Source organism: Aureimonas sp. Leaf324 (genome assembly GCF_001423245.1).
In the GTDB taxonomy this organism is placed as follows: Bacteria; Pseudomonadota; Alphaproteobacteria; order Rhizobiales; family Rhizobiaceae; genus Aureimonas.
In genome coordinates, this window is record NZ_LMOH01000016.1 from 1 (window position 1) to 17,735 (window position 17,735).

General features: G+C 62.2%; 13 protein-coding genes. 7 read left to right on the top strand and 6 right to left on the bottom strand.

The genetic code is table 11. The features are described 5' to 3' along the window. Positions 1 to 506 precede the first annotated feature (506 nt). Positions 507 to 917, bottom strand: a complete 411-nt coding sequence (locus ASF65_RS11845) for a helix-turn-helix domain-containing protein (RefSeq protein ID WP_055889365.1) — start codon at positions 915 to 917, stop codon at positions 507 to 509. 112 nt (positions 918 to 1,029) lie between these two features. Here ASF65_RS11845 and ASF65_RS11850 point away from each other — a divergent pair, with 112 nt between their 5' ends. Then, positions 1,030 to 2,043: a zinc-binding alcohol dehydrogenase family protein gene (locus ASF65_RS11850; RefSeq protein WP_055889368.1), complete on the top strand. Its 1,014-nt coding sequence runs from the start codon at positions 1,030 to 1,032 to the stop codon at positions 2,041 to 2,043. 2,548 nt (positions 2,044 to 4,591) lie between these two features. Here the strand turns inward: ASF65_RS11850 and ASF65_RS20915 are convergent. Then, a protein-coding gene (locus ASF65_RS20915; protein WP_244486639.1) for an IS5 family transposase occupies positions 4,592 to 5,373 on the bottom strand; the annotation gives its coding sequence in 2 pieces (ribosomal slippage) (positions 4,592 to 5,049 and positions 5,049 to 5,373; 783 coding nt in all). Positions 5,374 to 5,857: 484 nt separating this feature from the next. Here ASF65_RS20915 and ASF65_RS11860 point away from each other — a divergent pair. Further along, complete coding sequence (locus ASF65_RS11860; protein ID WP_082505494.1) at positions 5,858 to 6,673, top strand: Crp/Fnr family transcriptional regulator; 816 nt, start codon at positions 5,858 to 5,860, stop codon at positions 6,671 to 6,673. 115 nt (positions 6,674 to 6,788) lie between these two features. Here the strand turns inward: ASF65_RS11860 and ASF65_RS11865 are convergent, their stop codons facing one another. Then, entirely contained in the window at positions 6,789 to 8,246 is a 1,458-nt protein-coding gene (locus ASF65_RS11865; protein WP_055889375.1) for a sensor domain-containing diguanylate cyclase, read from the bottom strand. 370 nt (positions 8,247 to 8,616) lie between these two features. Between ASF65_RS11865 and ASF65_RS11870 the strand changes: the two genes are divergently transcribed. After that, positions 8,617 to 9,285, top strand: a complete 669-nt coding sequence (locus tag ASF65_RS11870; RefSeq protein ID WP_055889376.1) for a hypothetical protein — start codon at positions 8,617 to 8,619, stop codon at positions 9,283 to 9,285. Between the two features lie 21 nt (positions 9,286 to 9,306). Here the strand turns inward: ASF65_RS11870 and ASF65_RS11875 are convergent, their stop codons facing one another. Continuing rightward, complete coding sequence (locus ASF65_RS11875; protein ID WP_082505496.1) at positions 9,307 to 9,819, bottom strand: CPBP family intramembrane glutamic endopeptidase; 513 nt, start codon at positions 9,817 to 9,819, stop codon at positions 9,307 to 9,309. Between the two features lie 274 nt (positions 9,820 to 10,093). After that, a complete protein-coding gene (locus tag ASF65_RS21845; protein ID WP_200940047.1) occupies positions 10,094 to 10,666 on the bottom strand; it encodes a hypothetical protein in 573 nt (190 codons plus the stop codon). A 748-nt stretch (positions 10,667 to 11,414) separates the two neighbouring features. On the opposite strand from ASF65_RS21845, the gene ASF65_RS11885 reads away from it, so the two are divergent. After that, on the top strand, positions 11,415 to 13,235 hold the full coding sequence (locus ASF65_RS11885) for an HWE histidine kinase domain-containing protein (RefSeq protein ID WP_162239484.1): 1,821 nt from the start codon (positions 11,415 to 11,417) through the stop codon (positions 13,233 to 13,235). 16 nt (positions 13,236 to 13,251) lie between these two features. Continuing rightward, positions 13,252 to 13,641 (top strand): response regulator, encoded by a 390-nt coding sequence (locus tag ASF65_RS11890; RefSeq protein ID WP_055889381.1) that lies wholly within the window; start codon positions 13,252 to 13,254, stop codon positions 13,639 to 13,641. Between the two features lie 150 nt (positions 13,642 to 13,791). Here ASF65_RS11890 and ASF65_RS11895 read toward each other — a convergent pair whose 3' ends face one another. Then, entirely contained in the window at positions 13,792 to 16,716 is a 2,925-nt protein-coding gene (locus ASF65_RS11895) for a response regulator (protein ID WP_162239485.1), read from the bottom strand. A 186-nt stretch (positions 16,717 to 16,902) separates the two neighbouring features. On the opposite strand from ASF65_RS11895, the gene ASF65_RS21690 reads away from it, so the two are divergent. Both ASF65_RS21690 and ASF65_RS11900 read left to right on the top strand, forming a co-directional pair. Next, entirely contained in the window at positions 16,903 to 17,112 is a 210-nt protein-coding gene (locus tag ASF65_RS21690) for a hypothetical protein (protein WP_162239486.1), read from the top strand. 143 nt (positions 17,113 to 17,255) lie between these two features. Beyond that, entirely contained in the window at positions 17,256 to 17,651 is a 396-nt protein-coding gene (locus ASF65_RS11900; protein ID WP_055889387.1) for an NUDIX hydrolase, read from the top strand. The last annotated feature ends 84 nt before the right edge of the window (positions 17,652 to 17,735 follow it).

A 17,735-nucleotide genomic window follows, 5' to 3' on the forward strand; every position in this document is an offset into this window, starting at 1 on the left:
CGGCTCTACGGAGATCGGAACCGCGGCCGCACCCTCACGCCTCAGGGGTCAAAGTTGGACGCCGATCCGGGGTCAGTTTTGCAGGCCGTTTGACAGGCGACGCAGGGCGCCGGCTGATGCGCTCGAGCAAATCGAGCCAAGCGCTCCACGCTGGTTGATATATATCCCTGCTGGGACGTTCGACCAACCGGCTGGTGGCGGCACGCGCGCAGGCGTAAGCGCTGGAGCTTTAGTGTCCGATCGCGTGCATGAACGAGTGGCCGTATGGTCAGGCTGCTACGGCAACCGACAGCGTCATCTTCCTGTTGCGCACACGGTCGACTGGGCAGATTACCGAACAAAGGTCAGCTATCGCACCATCAATTCCAGTAGCGGACCGTCCGAAGACCACCCAGGCGAGCCCATCTCCGCTGCAAAAATCGGACGCTCGGAAGCGGTCCATCCGCTTTTGACCCTTCGCAGACGTTTGCAACTCGTCAGCGCACGCTTGCAACCAGTCATTCCGTTCAGGCGGCTTTTCGCCCCCGCTCGTCATTTTCCTCCGCCACCTCTTCCGCGGGCGAGCCGTGCTTCGGCTTGCCGTAAAGGCCGAGATTGGCGTCGCCCCATCCTTTCAAAGCGAGGAGGATCGGTTCCATCGTCCGCCCGAGCGGCGAGAGGCTGTACTCGACCTTCGGCGGCACCTGGGCATAGACCTTCCGCTCGACCAATCCGTCCTCCTCCAGCTCCCGGAGCTGGTTGGTGAGCATGCGCGGCGTCACGTTCGCGATCTGCTTCCGGATCTCGCCAAAGCGGAGTGTGCCGGACAGGAGATGGAACAGGATCACCGACTTCCACTTGCCGTCGATCAAGCCGACTGCCGCTTCCACCGAACAGCCAGGACTACAATCGAACCGCGAGAACCGCGCCTTCGCCATCACGGTATCCTTTTCGACACTATAGGCTGCATTTGTGCGTATTGAGTCCGCACGAGGCTACAGCCAAGTTCCGCCCGTCTCAACAAGCGAAGCGCAAGCAGGAGCTCTCGAAATGAAGGCCATCGGCTACAAGACACCCGGAACGATCGATCGACCGGACGCCCTCGAGGACATCGAACTCCCCCACCCCATTCCAACCGGCCGGGATCTTCTCGTCGCGGTCAGAGCCGTCTCGGTGAACCCGGTCGACACCAAGGTCCGCAACAGCGCGCGGCCGGCCGACGACGATTGGAAGGTGCTGGGCTGGGATGCGGTCGGACAGGTCGTCGAAGTCGGCGACGGGGTTGTCGGCTTCAAGCCCGGCGACGACGTGTTTTACGCCGGTTCACTCACCCGCCCGGGTAGCAATAGCGAGTTCCATCTCGTCGACGAGCGTATCGTCGGGTCAAAGCCGGCATCGCTCTTGGATGCAGAGGCCGCCGCGCTGCCGCTGACGGCCCTCACGGCCTGGGAGATGCTGTTCGACCGGATCGACATTGCCAAGCCGGTCCCGGGTTCAGCGAACGCCATCCTGATCGTCGGCGGCGCGGGTGGCGTCGGTTCGATCGCCATCCAGCTCGCCCGCGCCCTCACCCCGCTCACCGTCATCGCGACCGCATCGCGGCCCGAGACCGAGGCGTGGGTCCGCGAGCTTGGCGCCCATCACGTGATCGACCATTCCCGACCCTTGGCCGAGCAGGTCGCGGCCCTCGGGATCGGAGCCCCCGCCTTCGTCTTCTCGACGACCGAGACGACCCGGCACCTTTCCGAGATCGTCGAACTGATCGCTCCGCAGGGCCGTTTCGGGCTCATCGACGATCCCGACACCCTCGACGTCATCCCGTTCAAGCGCAAGGCCGTCTCGATTCATTGGGAGCTGATGTTCACCCGCTCGATCTTTCAGACAGCCGACATGGGCGAACAGGGCCGGATCCTCAATCAGGTTGCGCAGCTCGTTGACGAGGGCCGCATCCGCACCACCGCGACGAGCACGCTGACGCCCATTAATGCTGCGAACCTGCGTCAGGCGCATGCCCTTCTCGAGAGCGGCAAGGCACGGGGCAAGGTCGTGCTGGAGGGCTTCTGAGGTCGGACGGAGAGTTCGATACTCCGCGCAGGACCGAGCCGACCCCCGCCCGCTTCTTGAACCGAATTGCTGGCAGCGGGCGGGACGCTCTCGCCTAGACGCTCAGCGTAGAAGGCCATTGCCCCTATGATGACGCGCGGGATGCCAGCAGGTCGCCACTGTCTGCTGCCCGCTCGATCGAGCTTGGAAGCGGACCGACTGCTTTCCACCCGACCCTGCCATTTGAATGCGCGGGCGACTCCACGGGGACGATCCAGAAAGGTGAACTCCTAAAACGTCTTTCCACGCAGCCAAAGGGTGACCTCTGCTGCTGTGTCGACCGCGAGCTGAGACGACCCACGTTGCACGGCAGCGATAAGTTGCTCCTCCGTCTGCATATTGAGGCACTCGAAGATGGTCAGCCATGGCCACCGGCGCATTGCATCTTTTAGATAAAGTCGCTTACGGGCGGCACTTAAGATCGTGTCGTCTTCATCCGGAAGGAACAAGGCGACCCCCACCGTTGGTAGAATGGCTGAAGTGCATTCGACCGTTCGGTCCACCATACCATGCTTTAATAATTCAAACGTTGAAATTGTACCCGTCTAAAAAACTACGCGTTTTGCGCGAGCCTTGGCATTGAGCATTTCAATGATCTCGACGCGAAGACTGTCCTGGACACGCAACTGCGACCCGGTGGGTTGCCCTCAGATGATCCCGAGTTGACTCCGCCTCAAATGAAGCGCGTCCTTCGTCCATCGCGCCGTGTGCGTCTCCTAAGGGCTCGACACGAAGATCCGATCGGCCTGCCGACCGAGCATTGCGGCCGAGGGGATGGCTATTTGAACCTCCAGGTGTCCGTAGGCACGAAAAAGCCCGCCGAGCGAACTAGGCGGGCTAGAATGTGGTTTCAAGATTTGCTCTCACACTAGCGGTCGTCCCCGCACACCCGTCTTTCGGCCTATGTCAGAGGAGTCCCTCTGGCGCACCAGACCTCCCAAACCTAGCAGTCCGATTAGACCAAGCCACCCAGGGTCGAAGCCGAGCCAGCCCATCTCGGTGCGTGATCCCGACGCTGTGGGAGTTGACGTCATCGTTTGAGCGAACACTGGTCCTACTGAGAATGCTGCAAGGCCGCAGACGAAAGCTGCGGCGTAAAATGACGCGATTTTCATTTATTCCTCCCGTTATCCGTCTTATCTAAACTCCTCCTAGATATCCTTGTTCCATCATCCAAATTATTTGGATATATATTTCTACCCATCGACTGAATTTTACTCCTCGCAATCAATTATTCCCAAGGCGTTGAACTCACCGCTTACCCAACCCAGTTCAATGTGGCGATTGATGATCGCCACTGTCATTGGAGTTAATCACACACTCTGTAATAACCGAGGTCATCGGCGCGACATTTTTCACTCTAGAGCAAGGGTGTCTGAAATGCGTATCTACCGGAAACGCCTGGACGCGACGACGATCCCAGATCTACCATCGGCCGATGAGACCCGACCGACCGGCGTCTATTATGCGTTCATGAAAGCAATGGCTGCGCCTTTGACTTCTCCGTCCTCGTATCGGACGGGGGCATGCTACCAAGCTTACTCCGCAAAGGCGCAGCAGAAGGTGCTTCAGAAGGCATTGCGAGATCGATGCATCGCCTGGAACAAGCCATCTTCCTGAGGCTCGTCCGATAGACGGACTCAAGCCCAACTCGACTCTCTGGGTTTTCCACGCATCTGCGTGACATGATCACTCGCCCAGCGCGAAATATTCATATGCCGAGAACAAAGCTTCCATTAGCTGACAGCGGTTCGATCGATGTCTGGAACGACGATGGGGGCAACCAGCCCACAAGTTCCTCGCGTAGGCGCCTGCGTCATCCGCAGCCAAAACCTACAGCGATCACCGCCAATCAGGCGATCGACATGCCGAGAGATGGAAGTCAGCTTGGGCTATATGTCCTTCTGTTTGGCCTACCGATTGCCGTCATAGCGATGACGATGGTGAACCTGTTTGATGGGCTGTTCTAAACGCGTCTGGATCCTACCGCAGAAGCGTAGGGCAAGTACGCGCAGAAGCAGGCGTGTTGTCATCTAATCGCGTCGCGACGTCTCCAACCGCCGCGACGTGAAGACCCATCCGGATTCGCCAACCCGACCGGATGGGTCGCCTCCCACCAGATGGGTTTGAAGTGATGATATCTCGATCTCGTTCCGCGTGGGTCCTGCGTTGATAGCCTTCTTATGCATCGCCGACGGAGGCTCGAATGAGAAGCATGATCACGGCCATCGTACTCTGCTTGCCCGGCGCAGCCGCCGCAGATTGGGCGAAGGATATCCGAGAACTGGCTGCAACGCAGTCGTCCGCGATCTCAGTCCATTGGACAACTCGTCGGACTCTCACAATTGACGTTCGCGATGAAGATGCGGACCATAATGACTTCGCAAGCGAATATTGCCTCCTGTTCAAAAACCATGGCCTGCTGACTCAAGGCACATATCGGGTCCGTATTCGGAGCGCGGGGACAGACCGAATATTTGGCGAGGCCGTATGTTACTAGGTAGGGTACTCACCCAAGCCATTGAGTGACTGTGGCGATAAGGGCGATGGCGGCCAGATATTTGATGGCGAGGCGGTCGTACCGGGTTGCGATGCGCTTCCAGTTCTTGAGCCTGCCGAACATGCGCTCAATGACGTTTCGGCGGCGATAAGCCCTTCTGTTCAGCGGGTAGACAACGTCACGGGCAGCCCGTCCTGGAATGACTGGCTCGATCTGTCGGTCGATGAGCCATTTTCGCAGCCTGTCGGCGTCGTAGGCTTTGTCCGCAATGAGCCGCTCGGTCGGTCTCATAGACTCCAGAAGCGGGAGCGCCATGGTGATGTCTGCGATGTTGCCGGGCGTTAGGGCAAGGGCAAGGGCAAGGGCAAGGGCAAGGGCAACGATCCGGCCACGAGCATCGGCCAGACAATGGATTTTCGTCGTTCGGCCGCCGCGCGAGACGCCGACCGCTTGGCTGAACTCCCCCATTTTCCGCCCGAAGCGGATCGGTGTGCTTTGACATGGGTGCTGTCGAGGCAAAGCTCGTGAGGGACAGCGCCTGCGGCTGCGACCTTGGCAAAGATCCGCTGCCAGACGCCACGCCGTGCCCATCGGGTATAACGGTTGTAGATCGTCTTGGTCGGTCCGTACTCCGGCGGCACATCTCGCCAGCGACCGCCGGTCTTCAGGATATGGAGGATGCCCGAGATCACTCGCCGGTCATCGACCCGGGGCTTGCCAGGCTGGTTTTTCGGCAGGTGCGGCTCCAATACCGCCCACGCCTCGTCCGACAGCCAGAACAGATCGCGCATGATCGTCTCCATCCAAAGGACCCAATGCCGGATGGAATATGCCAATCTTGGCAATATGTTGGTTGGGTCCCCTGCCTAGCTACCCTAAAGCCTGTCGCAGAGGGTTGAGTGGCCAGCACCATTTGATCCGGAGTTGACTCCGCCTTTGATGAAGCGCGTCCTTCGTCTATCGCGTCGTGTTGCGTCTCCTACGGGCTCGACGCGAAGATCCGCTTGGCTGGTCGGTCGAGCGGGTCGCCTTCTGAGTACGAATGTGCCTCTCAAGTCAGAACCCTTCGATCGCCGACAAGCGACCCGAATCACGCTCCAAAAGAGCAGATATCTTCGAACGGCTCCCTTTAGATGATCGGTTCTGATCGCAGAGCGAAACGTTAAATTCTCTTCCTAATTCGATCTTATTGTGCCTTGAATCTTATTGTGCCTTGATATGCAGCGGCCTAATTAAAGGGCACAGCCGATCACTTCAACGAAGGCGGCGACGGCAATGCGAATCCACTCGAAATTGCCACTAAGCGATACACTAAACACGCCCGCTGGGTGCGTAGGGTGCCCTGTTAGGCAAAGCGGCATCTGCCACGTTCTCAGCGTTGAGGAACTGAGTCTCCTAGCTCGAATCTCCACTCGCCGGGTGGTAGCCCAACATGATACGGTGTGGCGTACACGCGACGATCTCGGCTTCGTGGCCGTGGTTCTCAGCGGCACCGTGAGCTTGTCTCTGTACTTGCCCGATGGGCGACACCAGATTGTCGCACTGCAATTCCCTCTGAGCATTATCGGCGCCATCGCTGGCGGCACGGGGCTCGAAATTGTTGCAGAGGAAACAACCCGCATATGTTCTTTCCCGCGTTCCCATTTTGAGAACGTCCTGTCACGCAATCGCGAGATGGAGCTCGAGTTCAGAGACCAAATCGGCGTTCAGCTCGACGAAGCTAGGAACTGGCTATTGACCGTCGGACGCAAGACGGCACGTGAGCGGGTCGCGACCTATCTAGATCAGCTATCTCGTGGGGCTCGATCGATCGACGTCAGCGAAGAACACCGAGGGCTTCGGCTTCCACTTTCCCGCGGTGCCATGGCCGATTTTCTGGGACTGACGATTGAGACGGTGTCCCGTAGGATGGCGGACCTGAAGCGAGAGGGGATCGTGGATTTCCATGATGCGTCCTTTGCCCAGATCCTCTCCCCAGCCAGGTTGGCGAGCGCGACGGGTAATCATCTTCTTGGGGAACCAGCCAAGTTCAGCCGGCATCAGCCTGCCGACAACCAGCCGCTCACCAGCACACCTAGTGAAAGCGCATAGAAGAGGGTTGAGTGACCCGCGCCATTTGATCTAGAGGGGACTCTGGGGCGGCTACCGACCCATCTGAGCCGTACAACGACGTTACCGGATACCCGAAAGCGGACGCTCCTCAGCGTCACGCGACGTGTTTGGCGACGGACATGTCGGTTCGATAGGTCTGCGCCGCGCCCTTCTGTGAGCGTTTGGCCTCGTAGAGCGCTGCATCTGCATGGCGTAGGACGGTGTCGCGGTCGTGCCCTGCCTCGCTGGACCAAGCGATGCCGACCGTGCCCGACACGCGTGCGATCTGTCCGGATGTGCCCATGACCATGTCGAGATCGCGCAGGAGCGTCTCGACCATCAATGCTAATTCAGCACGTCCGACCTCAGCCGGCACCGCAATGGCAAACTCGTCGCCGCCAAGCCGACCTGAGAAGCATCCTTTGATGGAAGGTCGGCGCAATCGGTCGGCCACGCGGCGCAGTACCTCGTCGCCTGCGGCATGACCCAGCGCGTCATTGACGTTCTTGAAGCCATCGAGATCGATCACAAGGACTGCTAGGTCTTGGTTTGCGGCATGGGCCTCTCGCAACCGCCTGTCGAGAACCCGATGGAACTCGGCACGATTGGAAAGCTGTGTCAGGTCATCGGTTCGCGCCTGATGACGCAGGCGTTGCTCCATGGCGTGGCGATCCGTGATGTCCTGGATCAAACCGATCAGGGCGACCGGCTGCCCATGAGCCAGCTCGATCTCGCACAAGAGACGCACGCGTCGCCGGTTGCCCCGTGCGGTGACGAAGTCGTTCTCCATCTCGAACGGCTCGCCGGTCTCCAAGGTTCGCGCAACGGCGCCCAGGACCGCGGTCCGGTCCGCCTCCGGATAGTAGCTCATGATCTCGCCGTTCGGCACGCCGCCGCTGACGAGAAGCTCGTAAACCGCAAACACGCCGTCCGACCATTCGGTCACCTGCTGTGTCAGATCGTATCGGTAGGAGCCCATGGCTCCCATCTGCTCGGCTTGCTTGAACTGACGACGCTCGCGCTCCAGGCGGTCCACGGCGACACGCCTCTCCTCAGCCAGCCGGGCTGCCCGCAGCGCGGTTGCACGAGCTTCGACCAAGGCCTCTGCAATGCAGGCAAGCTCCTCCAGCACCAAACGATCCTGGTCGGTCTCCTCGCGTGGTTGGTGGTCCAGAACGCAGAGCGTCCCAATCGTGATCGGTTGGGCCTCCCCGTCCGCGCGAACCCGAACCGGGACACCGGCATAGTAGCGGATGTTGGGGGCACCCGTGACGAACGGGCTTTCTGCGAAGCGCGGGTCGAGATGGGAATCCGGAACGCAAAGCGGAGCCTCGGTCTCGAACACCACCGGGCAGAAGGCGCCCGCGCGCTGCGTCGCGGGGGCCAACGGGCCGCAGCGCGCCTTGAACCACTGTCGCTCGGGGTCCACCAGCGTGATCGAGGACATGCTTGTGCCTAGCATGCGCTTAGCCAGTCGGGCGAGCGTGTCGAACTCGCGCTCGGGCGGTGTGTCGAGAAGCGCGATCTCGGTCAATGCCTTCTGACGCAACGCTTCTCGCTGGCTTTCCGACATGCCTTGGTTCCGCACCCATGATAGTAGATCGACAGAGCGTCGTTCAGGCTGGAGCACTACGTCGGAAGGATTAAGCTTGCGTGGAGATTCCCAGCACCTTGGCGGCATGGTCGACATACCGCAACAACCACCGCGACCAACGCGGCCGCTTTCGTTGTGAGGGTCACTCAAAGCAGACAGACCGCAAGTCACCCGGTCGTGCTGATCAGTGCCGTAGTAGCGGACGCGCGGAAGCGATCCATCCGCTATCGACCCAACGTTGCCCTTCCCACAGGGATCGACGCGTCCGAAAAGCAGACATAGCCTGGGGAAGCTCCGGATCGTAGGGTCGGGTAGAGTGCTTCTTCCCAGCGCCGACGGAGTCCCGTGCATGGACCTCATGAACCTTCTGAAGTCCGTCGAGGAACTGCTCTACGAACTCGTCTCCTGGCTCCTGTTCTACCCCCTGACGCTCTGGAAGTGCGTCCGTCATCCGATCCGTATGATGGCCTATGCAGAGGTCGAACTCGGCTCCGACGCTAAGGTCCGCTACGCCGCCGCCATCAGCCCGCCGATCTTCCTGTTCCTGACGCTGCTCATCGCGCACCTCGTCGACCTGCGGTTCGGCCTGCCAACGCGCGAGCTGACCGGCGCCATGGCCGACCAGCGCAACCTTCTCCTGTTCCGGGCCGTCCTCTTCAGCCTGTTTCCCCTGATGATGGCGGTCCAGCGCATCCGCAGGCTAGGATTGCCCCTCACCCGCGAGACCCTGCGCCCGGCCTTCTACAGTCAGTGCTATGCGGCGGCGCCCTTATCGCTGGCCTTTGACCTTTCGATGACCAGCGTGCGCTACGCCAACCCGACGGCGTGGACCATCACCAGCATCCTGCTCGGCGCGGGGCTCGTCTGGTATGTCGCTATCGAGGCCCGCTGGTTCGTGCTGCACGCGGGCGTCGGTCACGGTGAGGCTTTGGCGCGCGTGGTCGCCACCCTCTTCGTCGGCGCCGTCCTTTTCGTCCTCATCGCGCTGGCCATGGCGTCCTTCGTTGCACCCGCCTGACCCAGGTCACCGCTCGACAGATCAGGTGCCGATCGGCAGGTGGCTTCCGGCATAGCCGACAGCGAAAATAGACCAGTCGTTGAGGATGTGCGCCCCGGACGAGACCCACAGGTTCCCCGTGCGAAGGTAGGCCGCGGTCAGCACCAGCCGCGCTGTGCCGATGACGGCGAAGCACTGGACGACGTTCCAGTCGTAGGTCGGAAGGTGCATGGCGGCGAAGAGGAGCGTCGATACCGCGACGCCCAACGCAAGGCCGCCGCGTCGGCCGATGCCCATCTTCGCCGTGCAGAACCACGTGACGGCCAGAAGCGGCAGGACCGTCACGGCCTCCTCCCCGACCAGTTGAATGAACGTCCGTACGAGGAAGATGCCGACGGCAAATGCGTCGGCGTTCGCCAGGACATCGCCGACGCGGTTCGGCTCCAGCGGCGCGAACGGGCGCACGACCAGCGCCATCGCCAACGAGGCCGTCAGAGTCGCGATGCCGAACAGGACAGACAGGCCAAACGCTCGGGCACGGTATCCGCGGAACATCCGCCCAGCATCGCTACCAGACACGACGTGGAGCGTGACGAGCGGGATTGTTGTGAAGAGCAAGGCTGGGACGACGGAGAGGATGCCGGCAAAGACGCGTGGCGGTGCCAGCGAAACGACTGCGAAGCCGACAGCGACGGAAAGGAGCAGGAGGACCCAGCCGCGTGCACTGATGGCGGCGCCAGCACCAGGCTGCCCAACCTGGTACGGCAACCCAGCCCCTTCCGATGACAGGCGGACTGCCTGTCGTCTGGGCCGCCTGCTCACGGCGGTGTCAATTTACCGATACGAAGTTGCCGTCGCCATCGAACCAACAGTTGAAGAAGGTCGTGCGTCCGCCATCGGGGAAGTTGCCCTGGACCACGATGCGCTCGCCGCTCCGGAAGGCCATGTTGGTCGTCACGTCGCTCGGCCGCACGTCGAACTCTTCGGTTGCCTCGCGGCGGCACTGGTCGGGCAGCGCGCCCATGGACACCCCGGCAGAGCGTCGGCCCCTTGGCTCCGGTCGGGCGTCGTCGCTCCGGTTCATCCCATCGTCGGGTGCCGCCTTGATCTGGCAGACGCCGTTCGCACGGTTCTTGCCCGTGTAGGAGACGTCGGGCGTGCCGTCCGGGCGGATCGTCAGCGAGATGGTGACCCCGCCGGAGCGCGCCTCGTAGTAGTTGTCGTTGAAACGTTTCAGCGTCGCCTCGCGTGCGCCGATGTAGATCGGGCCTCCCTCGTCGGCATGGACCTCGATCCGTCCGGGGCACGTGGCGTTGAAGAAGGGGACCGCAGCCAAAGCGGAGGTCGCCGACATCGACAGGGCCGCGACGGCAAGGCCGAGGGTCGGGATCAGGACGCGCATGGGTTCAACTCCAAGCTGACATTGAACGGATGACGGTCGTCACTCTGTGCGCCCGGCTTACGATCTGCAAGCGACCCCTAAAACGGCCCAACCGCTTTCGACCCATTACAGCCTTTCAACATTGGATCTTGGTTGCGGAAAGCGGACACCCAGGCAACTCAGTTCACGAGTCACCTCGTCATCTCGACGTAGAACGCTTGCGCCGTCCCGTCGGCAGATCACTTCGGTGCTTGGAGCGTCCCAGCAGCTCCGCTTAGACCGCATCGCGGTCGCCTTTTCGCGTCGCCTGACCAAGTGATGCCGAATGTTCCCGAGACGCACTCGATCTGACCTAGCCACCCATGAACACCTGACGATCAAGCGAAAACGTCTGGACCATGGGATCGAGAACCTGGTGACTCACTCCGCCTAGGAAAATGACTATGGACTCACCGCGGCAAAGGCACCCCGAGGATCATCCCCCGAGGAAGAGTTGACGCAGCCGGTCCGCGACGCCGCGCAGGACATCATCAACGCTTCCAAACGTCATCCCGCGAGGCCTTGAGATTGCCCTCCGTCTCCTCCTCGTCTAGCTGAAGCAAGGGCTTGTCGATCATCGCGAGACCGTGAACCCGATGAGACAGGCATGCACCGTTTCCCGGCCGGAGATAGTGAACAGGCTCGGCAGATCCGCGAGCATGATTGGACCGGGTCGCCTTTGGGAACGCCGGAGTTCTGGCCAGCACCATTGAGGACGATCGTCCATCTGATGCTGGACGCCTGCCAGCCGATGTTCACAGTCTGGGGTGAGGCGCAGACCCTTCTCTACAACGATGAGCTGCGGCCGATCCTTGGCAACAAGCATCCGGACGCGCTCGGACGCCCCTTCCTGGAAGTGTGGCACGAGGTGGCCGATGACATGCGGCCGATCGTTGAGGCGGCCTATACCGGCACTCCGACCTACATGGACGATATCCTTCTGATGGTCGACCGGAAGGGCGTTCTTGAGGAAACGCGCTTCAACTTCTCCTTCACGCCGATCCGCTCGGAAGACGAACGCGTCGAGGGTTTTTTCTGTGCCTGCACCGAGACAACGAGGGCCCATGCCGACGCCCGCGACGTAACGCTGCAACAGGACGCATTCGACCGGAGCGAAGCCAAGTGGCGTACGGTCTTCGAGACGCTGCGTGAGGGCTTCGTCATCGGCGAACTGATCCGCGACGCGGCAGGCAGAGCGATCGACTGGCGCTACGAGGCGGTCAACGATGCCTGGCACGACCTCGTCAGCATGCCCCGCGGGACCGCGACGGGGCGCACCCTCCGGGACGTCGTTCCGGGCGTCGAGGACGAATGGATCGACGAGTTCGCCCGTGTCGTCGAGACCGGCGAACCCGCCCGCTTCACCCGCCGGGTCGGTACGCTCGATCGCTGGTACGAGGGAATGGCCCAGCCGATCGGCGGTGACCTTTTCACCGTGATCTTCGTCGAGGTCACGGACCGCATCAAACGGGACAGGCGGCAAGCGACGCTTCTGACATTGGGGGACGAGCTGCGTGATCGCTCCAATCTCGACACGATCGTCACCGCGGCGGCCCGTTGCCTCGCTGATGGGCTGGAGGTCGATCGGGTCGGGGCCGGCCTCGTTGATTCTCGTGACGGCACGATCGTCGTCAGATCCGACTGGTGCGAGCCCGGCATACGTAGCCTCGTTGGCCAGCACAGCCTTGGGTCCTTTGGCTCCTACATCGCTGATCTCAGGCACGATGTGACGGTTGCGATCGACGACGTCCATGCGGATCCACGAACGAGCGGCCGGGAGGCGGAGTTCGATGCGATCCAGACCCGGTCGCTCCTCAACCTCCCCGTCAGTTTCGACGGCCACCTCTACGCGGTTGTGTTTGCCAACGCGCGCGAGCTGCATCCTTGGACGGACGGCGAGTTGCAGTTCGTCCAGCAGGTCAGCGACCGGGTGCGCGTGGCGCTGGCCCGCCAGCGGATGGAGGACGCCCAGCGCGTGCTGACGCAGGAGATGGCCCACCGGATGAAGAACTCGCTTGCGATGGTGCAGGCGATCACCACTCAGACCCTTCGGCAGGCCGAGAGCATGGAGGCGGGTCGGCTCGCCATCGCCTCGCGCCTGGGGGCGCTCGCCCGAGCCCAGGACATCCTGACGCTGACATCCTGGGAAGAGGCCGACGTTCCCGATGTGGTCCGTGCGGCGATCGAGCCCCACCGCGTCGGCGGCGACCGGATCACCATCGACGGTCCCTCCTACCGCCTGACCTCGCAGCAGGCCCTTGGCCTGAGCCTCGCCATCCACGAGCTGGCAACCAACGCCGTAAAATACGGTGCCCTGTCCACTGATGCCGGCCTGATCCATATCGCATGGTCGCTGACCGGCGGGGCGTTCACGTTCCGATGGATCGAAAACGGCGGCCCGGCCGTTATGCAGCCGATGCGCCAGGGGTTCGGCTCCAAGCTGATCGAGCGGATCGTCGGCTCCTACTTCGATGGGACCGGCCGCCTCGACTACGCGCCTGGCGGCGTTCGGTTCGAACTCACCGGGGCTGTGCCCTCCCGCTCTTCGTAGGTTTGCTGTTTCTCGTATGGCCCAATCCTTCGATCCGTCACGATACGCCGTCCTCGTCGTCGAGGACGACCCCTTCATCCTTGCCGAAGCCGTCGACCTTGCGATCGAGGCAGGCTTCAAGGTCTACGAGGCGCGCAATGCCGACACCGCGATCCGCATGCTGGAGCGGTATTCCGAGATCCGCATCGTCTTCACCGATGTCGAAATGCCTGGCTCTCTGGACGGGCTGAAGCTCGCGGCGGCCGTGCGCGAGCGCTGGCCCCCTGTGCAGTTCATCGTCGTGTCGGGACGGGTTAAGGTCACGCCCGAGGAGATGCCCGAACACAGCGTATTCTTCTCCAAGCCCTATGACCCGAACGCGATCCTGCGCACCCTGACGCTTTTCGGAGAGCGGATCGACGCCTGAGCCCGAGTACGAATAGCTACTTTCAGTTGGCGGTAGATCTTGGTTAATTGGCAAGTGCTCTGCGCGCCGGGACATAACGTGCTGGATCGCTCTAGCGCGGCTCAGATCACCCTCAATCATGACGCGTCCCTAACCGATGCAGCGTTAGGCCTAGATATCCTTCGGTGGAATGTCCGTTGCAGATGGCAAGGAGTTCGGTGGCAGGATGTCCCGAATGCGATTGGCCAATTGGCGTAGCGAGACTTCGGTCTTGGACAAGACTTGGTCAGCCGCAGTGTTCAGCGCATGGCGCTCGTCGGAACTCAGGTCCTTCGACGACAGGACAACGACCGGAATGTCGGTACGGTCCGGGTCTGCGCGGAGTTCGGCGAGGAAGTCGAACCCGTCCATCACGGGCATGTTGAGGTCGAGCAGGATCAGGTCTGGGCGGCGTTCGTCAACGCGCTGGAGACCGAGACGACCGTTTGTGGCGGACGCGAACTCGAAGCCCTGTCGTTGCAGCATTACCGCGTAGCGGGCTAGCGTATCCTCGTCGTCGTCGATCGCGAGGACAAGGCCACCCGGCGCGTCGCGGTAGCGGTCCATGACCTCCTTCAGGCGCTCCCATTCGACGGGCTTCACGAGGTAGTCCGAGGCGCCGAGCGCGTAGCCGATGCGCTTCTCGTCGAGGCTCGACACCATGACGACGGGAACGCCCGACAGCCGCGGGTCCTCCTTCAGCTCGGCCAGCACCGACCAGCCGTCCTTCTTAGGCATGGTGACGTCGAGAAGGATCACGTCCGGAACCAGTGCCCGTGCCATCTCCAGTCCGGCGATCCCGTCGGATGCCGTGCGGACCGTGAACCCTTCCTTGGTCAGGAAACGCGTGACAAGGTCCCGAGCGTGCGGGTCGTCGTCGATTGCCAACACCGTGCCGGCCGGACCGCCGACCGCGACGTCGCCACCTGTCGGGATCGCCGCATCTCCGATCATCTCCTCGACGACAGCCGGAATGCGGATCGTGAAGGTGGTCCCGACGCCCTCCTCGCTCGTAACGCCGATGTCGCCGCCGAGCAGGCGGCAGAAGGCACGGGTGATAGCGAGTCCAAGTCCCGTTCCGCCGAACTTGCGTGTCGTCGTCTCATCAGCCTGCGCGAAGCGCTCGAACAGACGCTCGACCTGCTCGGGCGTCATCCCGATGCCGCTATCGGTCACCGACAGCGTGATCCAGTCGCGCGAGGCTACCGTCGTGCGCCCCGCCGCCAGCGTAATGATCCCGGTTTCCGTGAACTTCGAGGCGTTGGACAGGAGGTTCAGGAGGCACTGGCGGATCTTGACCTGATCGCTGTGCATATCACCGAGCGTGCCGTCCTGCTCGATGACGAGGGTGTTGTTCTTTTTGGCAATGAGCGAGCCGACGGTGGAGCCGACCTCCTCCAGGACGGTCGCGAGGTCGAAGGTCTCGGCGAACAGGTCCATGCGCTCGGCCTCGATCTTCGACAGGTCGAGGACGTCGTTGATCAGGCTGAGAAGGTGGCGGGCGTTGCCCTCGATCTTCTTGAGGTCGGGCAGAAGATGGGTCTGGCCCAGATCCTCGACCTCCTCCTCTAGCATCTCGGCATAGCCGATCACCGCCGAAAGCGGCGTGCGGAGTTCGTGACTCATGTTGGCGATGAACTGCGACTTCGCCCGGTTGGCGTTCTCGGCGACTTCCTTCGCCGCCAGGAACTCCTCCTCCAAAGCGCGCTGCTTGGTGACGTCGGTGTTCGTGCCGAACCATCGGACGACCCGGTCGCTCGCGTCCCGGATCGGCACAGCCTGGGTCAGGAACCAACGGAACGTCCCGTCGGCGCCGCGCAGAGGGAACGTGTCTTCCCAAGGCTCGCCGGTCGCCACCGCAGACCGGTAGCCTTCATCGACCCGCTCCGCGTGCTCGGGCTCGATGACGTTGGACCAGCCGTCCCGCGCCATGATGTCGGCGTCTGTCCCGGTGTAGTCGAACCAACGGCGATTGTGCCAGACAATGCCGCCCGTCGGCTCGGCCATCCATGCGAGCTGGGGGATGTTGTCGCCGATTGCCGCCAACTGGGCGCTCGTCTCGCTGAGCGCGGCCATCGTGCGCTGCTGCTCTGTGGTCTCAAGCACGAAGACCCCGACCCCGCCCTTCGCCTTACCGCTTCCGCTGGTCGGGAACGCGGATACGACCGCTCGACGCTCACCCACTTCGCCGAAGGTAAACGCCCTCTCGTTCAGGCCACTTCCCGTCGCCAGCACACGATCAAGGACCGGCAGCAGCCAGTCTTTCGCGGTCGTCGTGCCCGTGGCGGACACGACGGTGGCAAACTCGGCGTTGGCCCGGCGCAAGTGACGGTCGGCATCGAAGAAGGCGACGCCGACGGGGGCGACCTCCATCACATCGGTCAGAAGGTCGGCAGCGGCCTGGACCTGCTCCTGTCGGCGCCATGCGAGCAACGCGAGGTAGCCTGCCGCTCCGAGTGCTGGTAGCAGGAGGGCAAGCTGGCTCCAGCCGAGCAGGCGGCCCACACGCATGTTGTTCTCGATCACCGCGTTGGACCCGGCGGTCAACTCACGCGTCGCGGACCGCAGCTCGGCCATGATCTCCCGTCCGACACCGCTCGCAACTAGAGCGGACGCGGCCTCGAACCCTTCCTGCGTGCGCGCCTCGACTACGGACTCGATGAAGGTCATCTGCTGCTGGGCGAGGTCCGAGACGACCTCAACCTCCTCGCCATCGACCCGAGCCACGGCGAGGGTCTGGGTCACAGCGTCGAGGGCCGACGGGAGGGCCTCGGACGCCTGACGGTAGGGGTCGAGGAACGCATCAGTGCCCGAGAGGACGAAGCCCCGCATGCTGCTTTGGGCGGTCGTCACGGTGTAGAGGAGTTCGGCGAGCGCTCCGTTCAGCCGTCCCTGCGCTTGGCTCGACACCGTGCGGGATTGGCTGGCCCAGACAGTCCACGCCAGGGCGACGGCAGTGAACGCCAGCACGATGGCTGACACGACGAACCATGTCGGCCGATCCTGTCGCACGGGGCTTAAGCCGGGAGATGCAGTCCCGATCGTCGCGGTCGTCATTTTGGGGATCCTTGCGGTCGGGGGCATCGATCGACGCTGCGTACGTCCTCTGGCCCTGCGGCCTCTAAATAGCGGTCGGTCCAATCATAGCCACAGCGGCTGGAGCCGGTGTTTCGACGGTGGGATCTGCCGCGGAGCGATTAGCGGTCTGGTCCGTTCTCCGTTCCCATTGGGAAGCGGGGGTTCATGGACAGCCACACCACGGTTGATTTGCTGACGATTGCCTTGGAACTGCGTCTGGCAGCGCGGGATCCGGATTGCGCCAACCTGCGACTGACGCCGGCTCGGCTCTTGGAAATGGCAAGTGTGCTAGAGAGGACGGCCGATCGCATAGAGCCCAGCAATCAGAATGCACAGATCGCAGCCTTGCGTGCCCTTAGCCGGGCGCGGGGCTGACGCTCGAAGGAACGCCTACACCACATGGCCGAGTCCCGAGCCCGTGAGGTTACCTAACAGATCGAATGGATGACGATCAGCGGCACTGTGTGATGTATGTCCTTGAGATGACGTCATAGGAAGCCAAGGATCAGCGCCGGCTCATGGGGAAGGACCGCTATTCGCATCAGGTCGCAGCCCTTCCCATCCGCCTCGACGACGAACGCCGGGTCGAGGTTTGTCTGGTGACATCACGCACGACCGGTCGCTGGACCATCCCCAAAGGCTGGCCGATGAAGGGCCTGCGGGACGATGAAACAGCGAAGGTCGAAGCGGAAGAGGAAGCGGGGTTGGTCGGCGCCGTGCTCCGAGCGCCACTTGGGTCCTACACCTACTGGCGCCGCACTCGCTCCGACTTTCGCCTTACCCGTGTGGACGTCTACGCGCTGCGTGTGAAGCGGCAGAAGAAGCGCTGGAAGGAGCAGAGCCAAAGGACGCTCATCTGGGTCCCCCTGTTGGAGGCCGCAGACCAAGTCCTTGAGTATAGCGCGACAATCTGAGTGAGACGCTGGCGACGATCTAAATGAGACAGATCATGTCGCGGCGATTGGGATCGTATCATCCTGATTGTCGCTGGCAAGGTC

Coding starts and splice junctions, on each gene's coding strand:
- ASF65_RS11865 (WP_055889375.1), bottom strand. CDS start 8,246: ATGTCGGAAAGCCAGCGAGAAGCGTTGCGTCAGAAGGCATTGACCGAG.
- ASF65_RS11885 (WP_162239484.1), top strand. CDS start 11,415: ATGCTGGACGCCTGCCAGCCGATGTTCACAGTCTGGGGTGAGGCGCAG.
- ASF65_RS21690 (WP_162239486.1), top strand. CDS start 16,903: ATGGACAGCCACACCACGGTTGATTTGCTGACGATTGCCTTGGAACTG.
- ASF65_RS11870 (WP_055889376.1), top strand. CDS start 8,617: ATGGACCTCATGAACCTTCTGAAGTCCGTCGAGGAACTGCTCTACGAA.
- ASF65_RS11895 (WP_162239485.1), bottom strand. CDS start 16,716: ATGACGACCGCGACGATCGGGACTGCATCTCCCGGCTTAAGCCCCGTG.
- ASF65_RS11845 (WP_055889365.1), bottom strand. CDS start 917: ATGGCGAAGGCGCGGTTCTCGCGGTTCGATTGTAGTCCTGGCTGTTCG.
- ASF65_RS11860 (WP_082505494.1), top strand. CDS start 5,858: ATGCGAATCCACTCGAAATTGCCACTAAGCGATACACTAAACACGCCC.
- ASF65_RS21845 (WP_200940047.1), bottom strand. CDS start 10,666: ATGCGCGTCCTGATCCCGACCCTCGGCCTTGCCGTCGCGGCCCTGTCG.
- ASF65_RS11890 (WP_055889381.1), top strand. CDS start 13,252: ATGGCCCAATCCTTCGATCCGTCACGATACGCCGTCCTCGTCGTCGAG.
- ASF65_RS11900 (WP_055889387.1), top strand. CDS start 17,256: ATGGGGAAGGACCGCTATTCGCATCAGGTCGCAGCCCTTCCCATCCGC.
- ASF65_RS11875 (WP_082505496.1), bottom strand. CDS start 9,819: ATGTTCCGCGGATACCGTGCCCGAGCGTTTGGCCTGTCTGTCCTGTTC.
- ASF65_RS11850 (WP_055889368.1), top strand. CDS start 1,030: ATGAAGGCCATCGGCTACAAGACACCCGGAACGATCGATCGACCGGAC.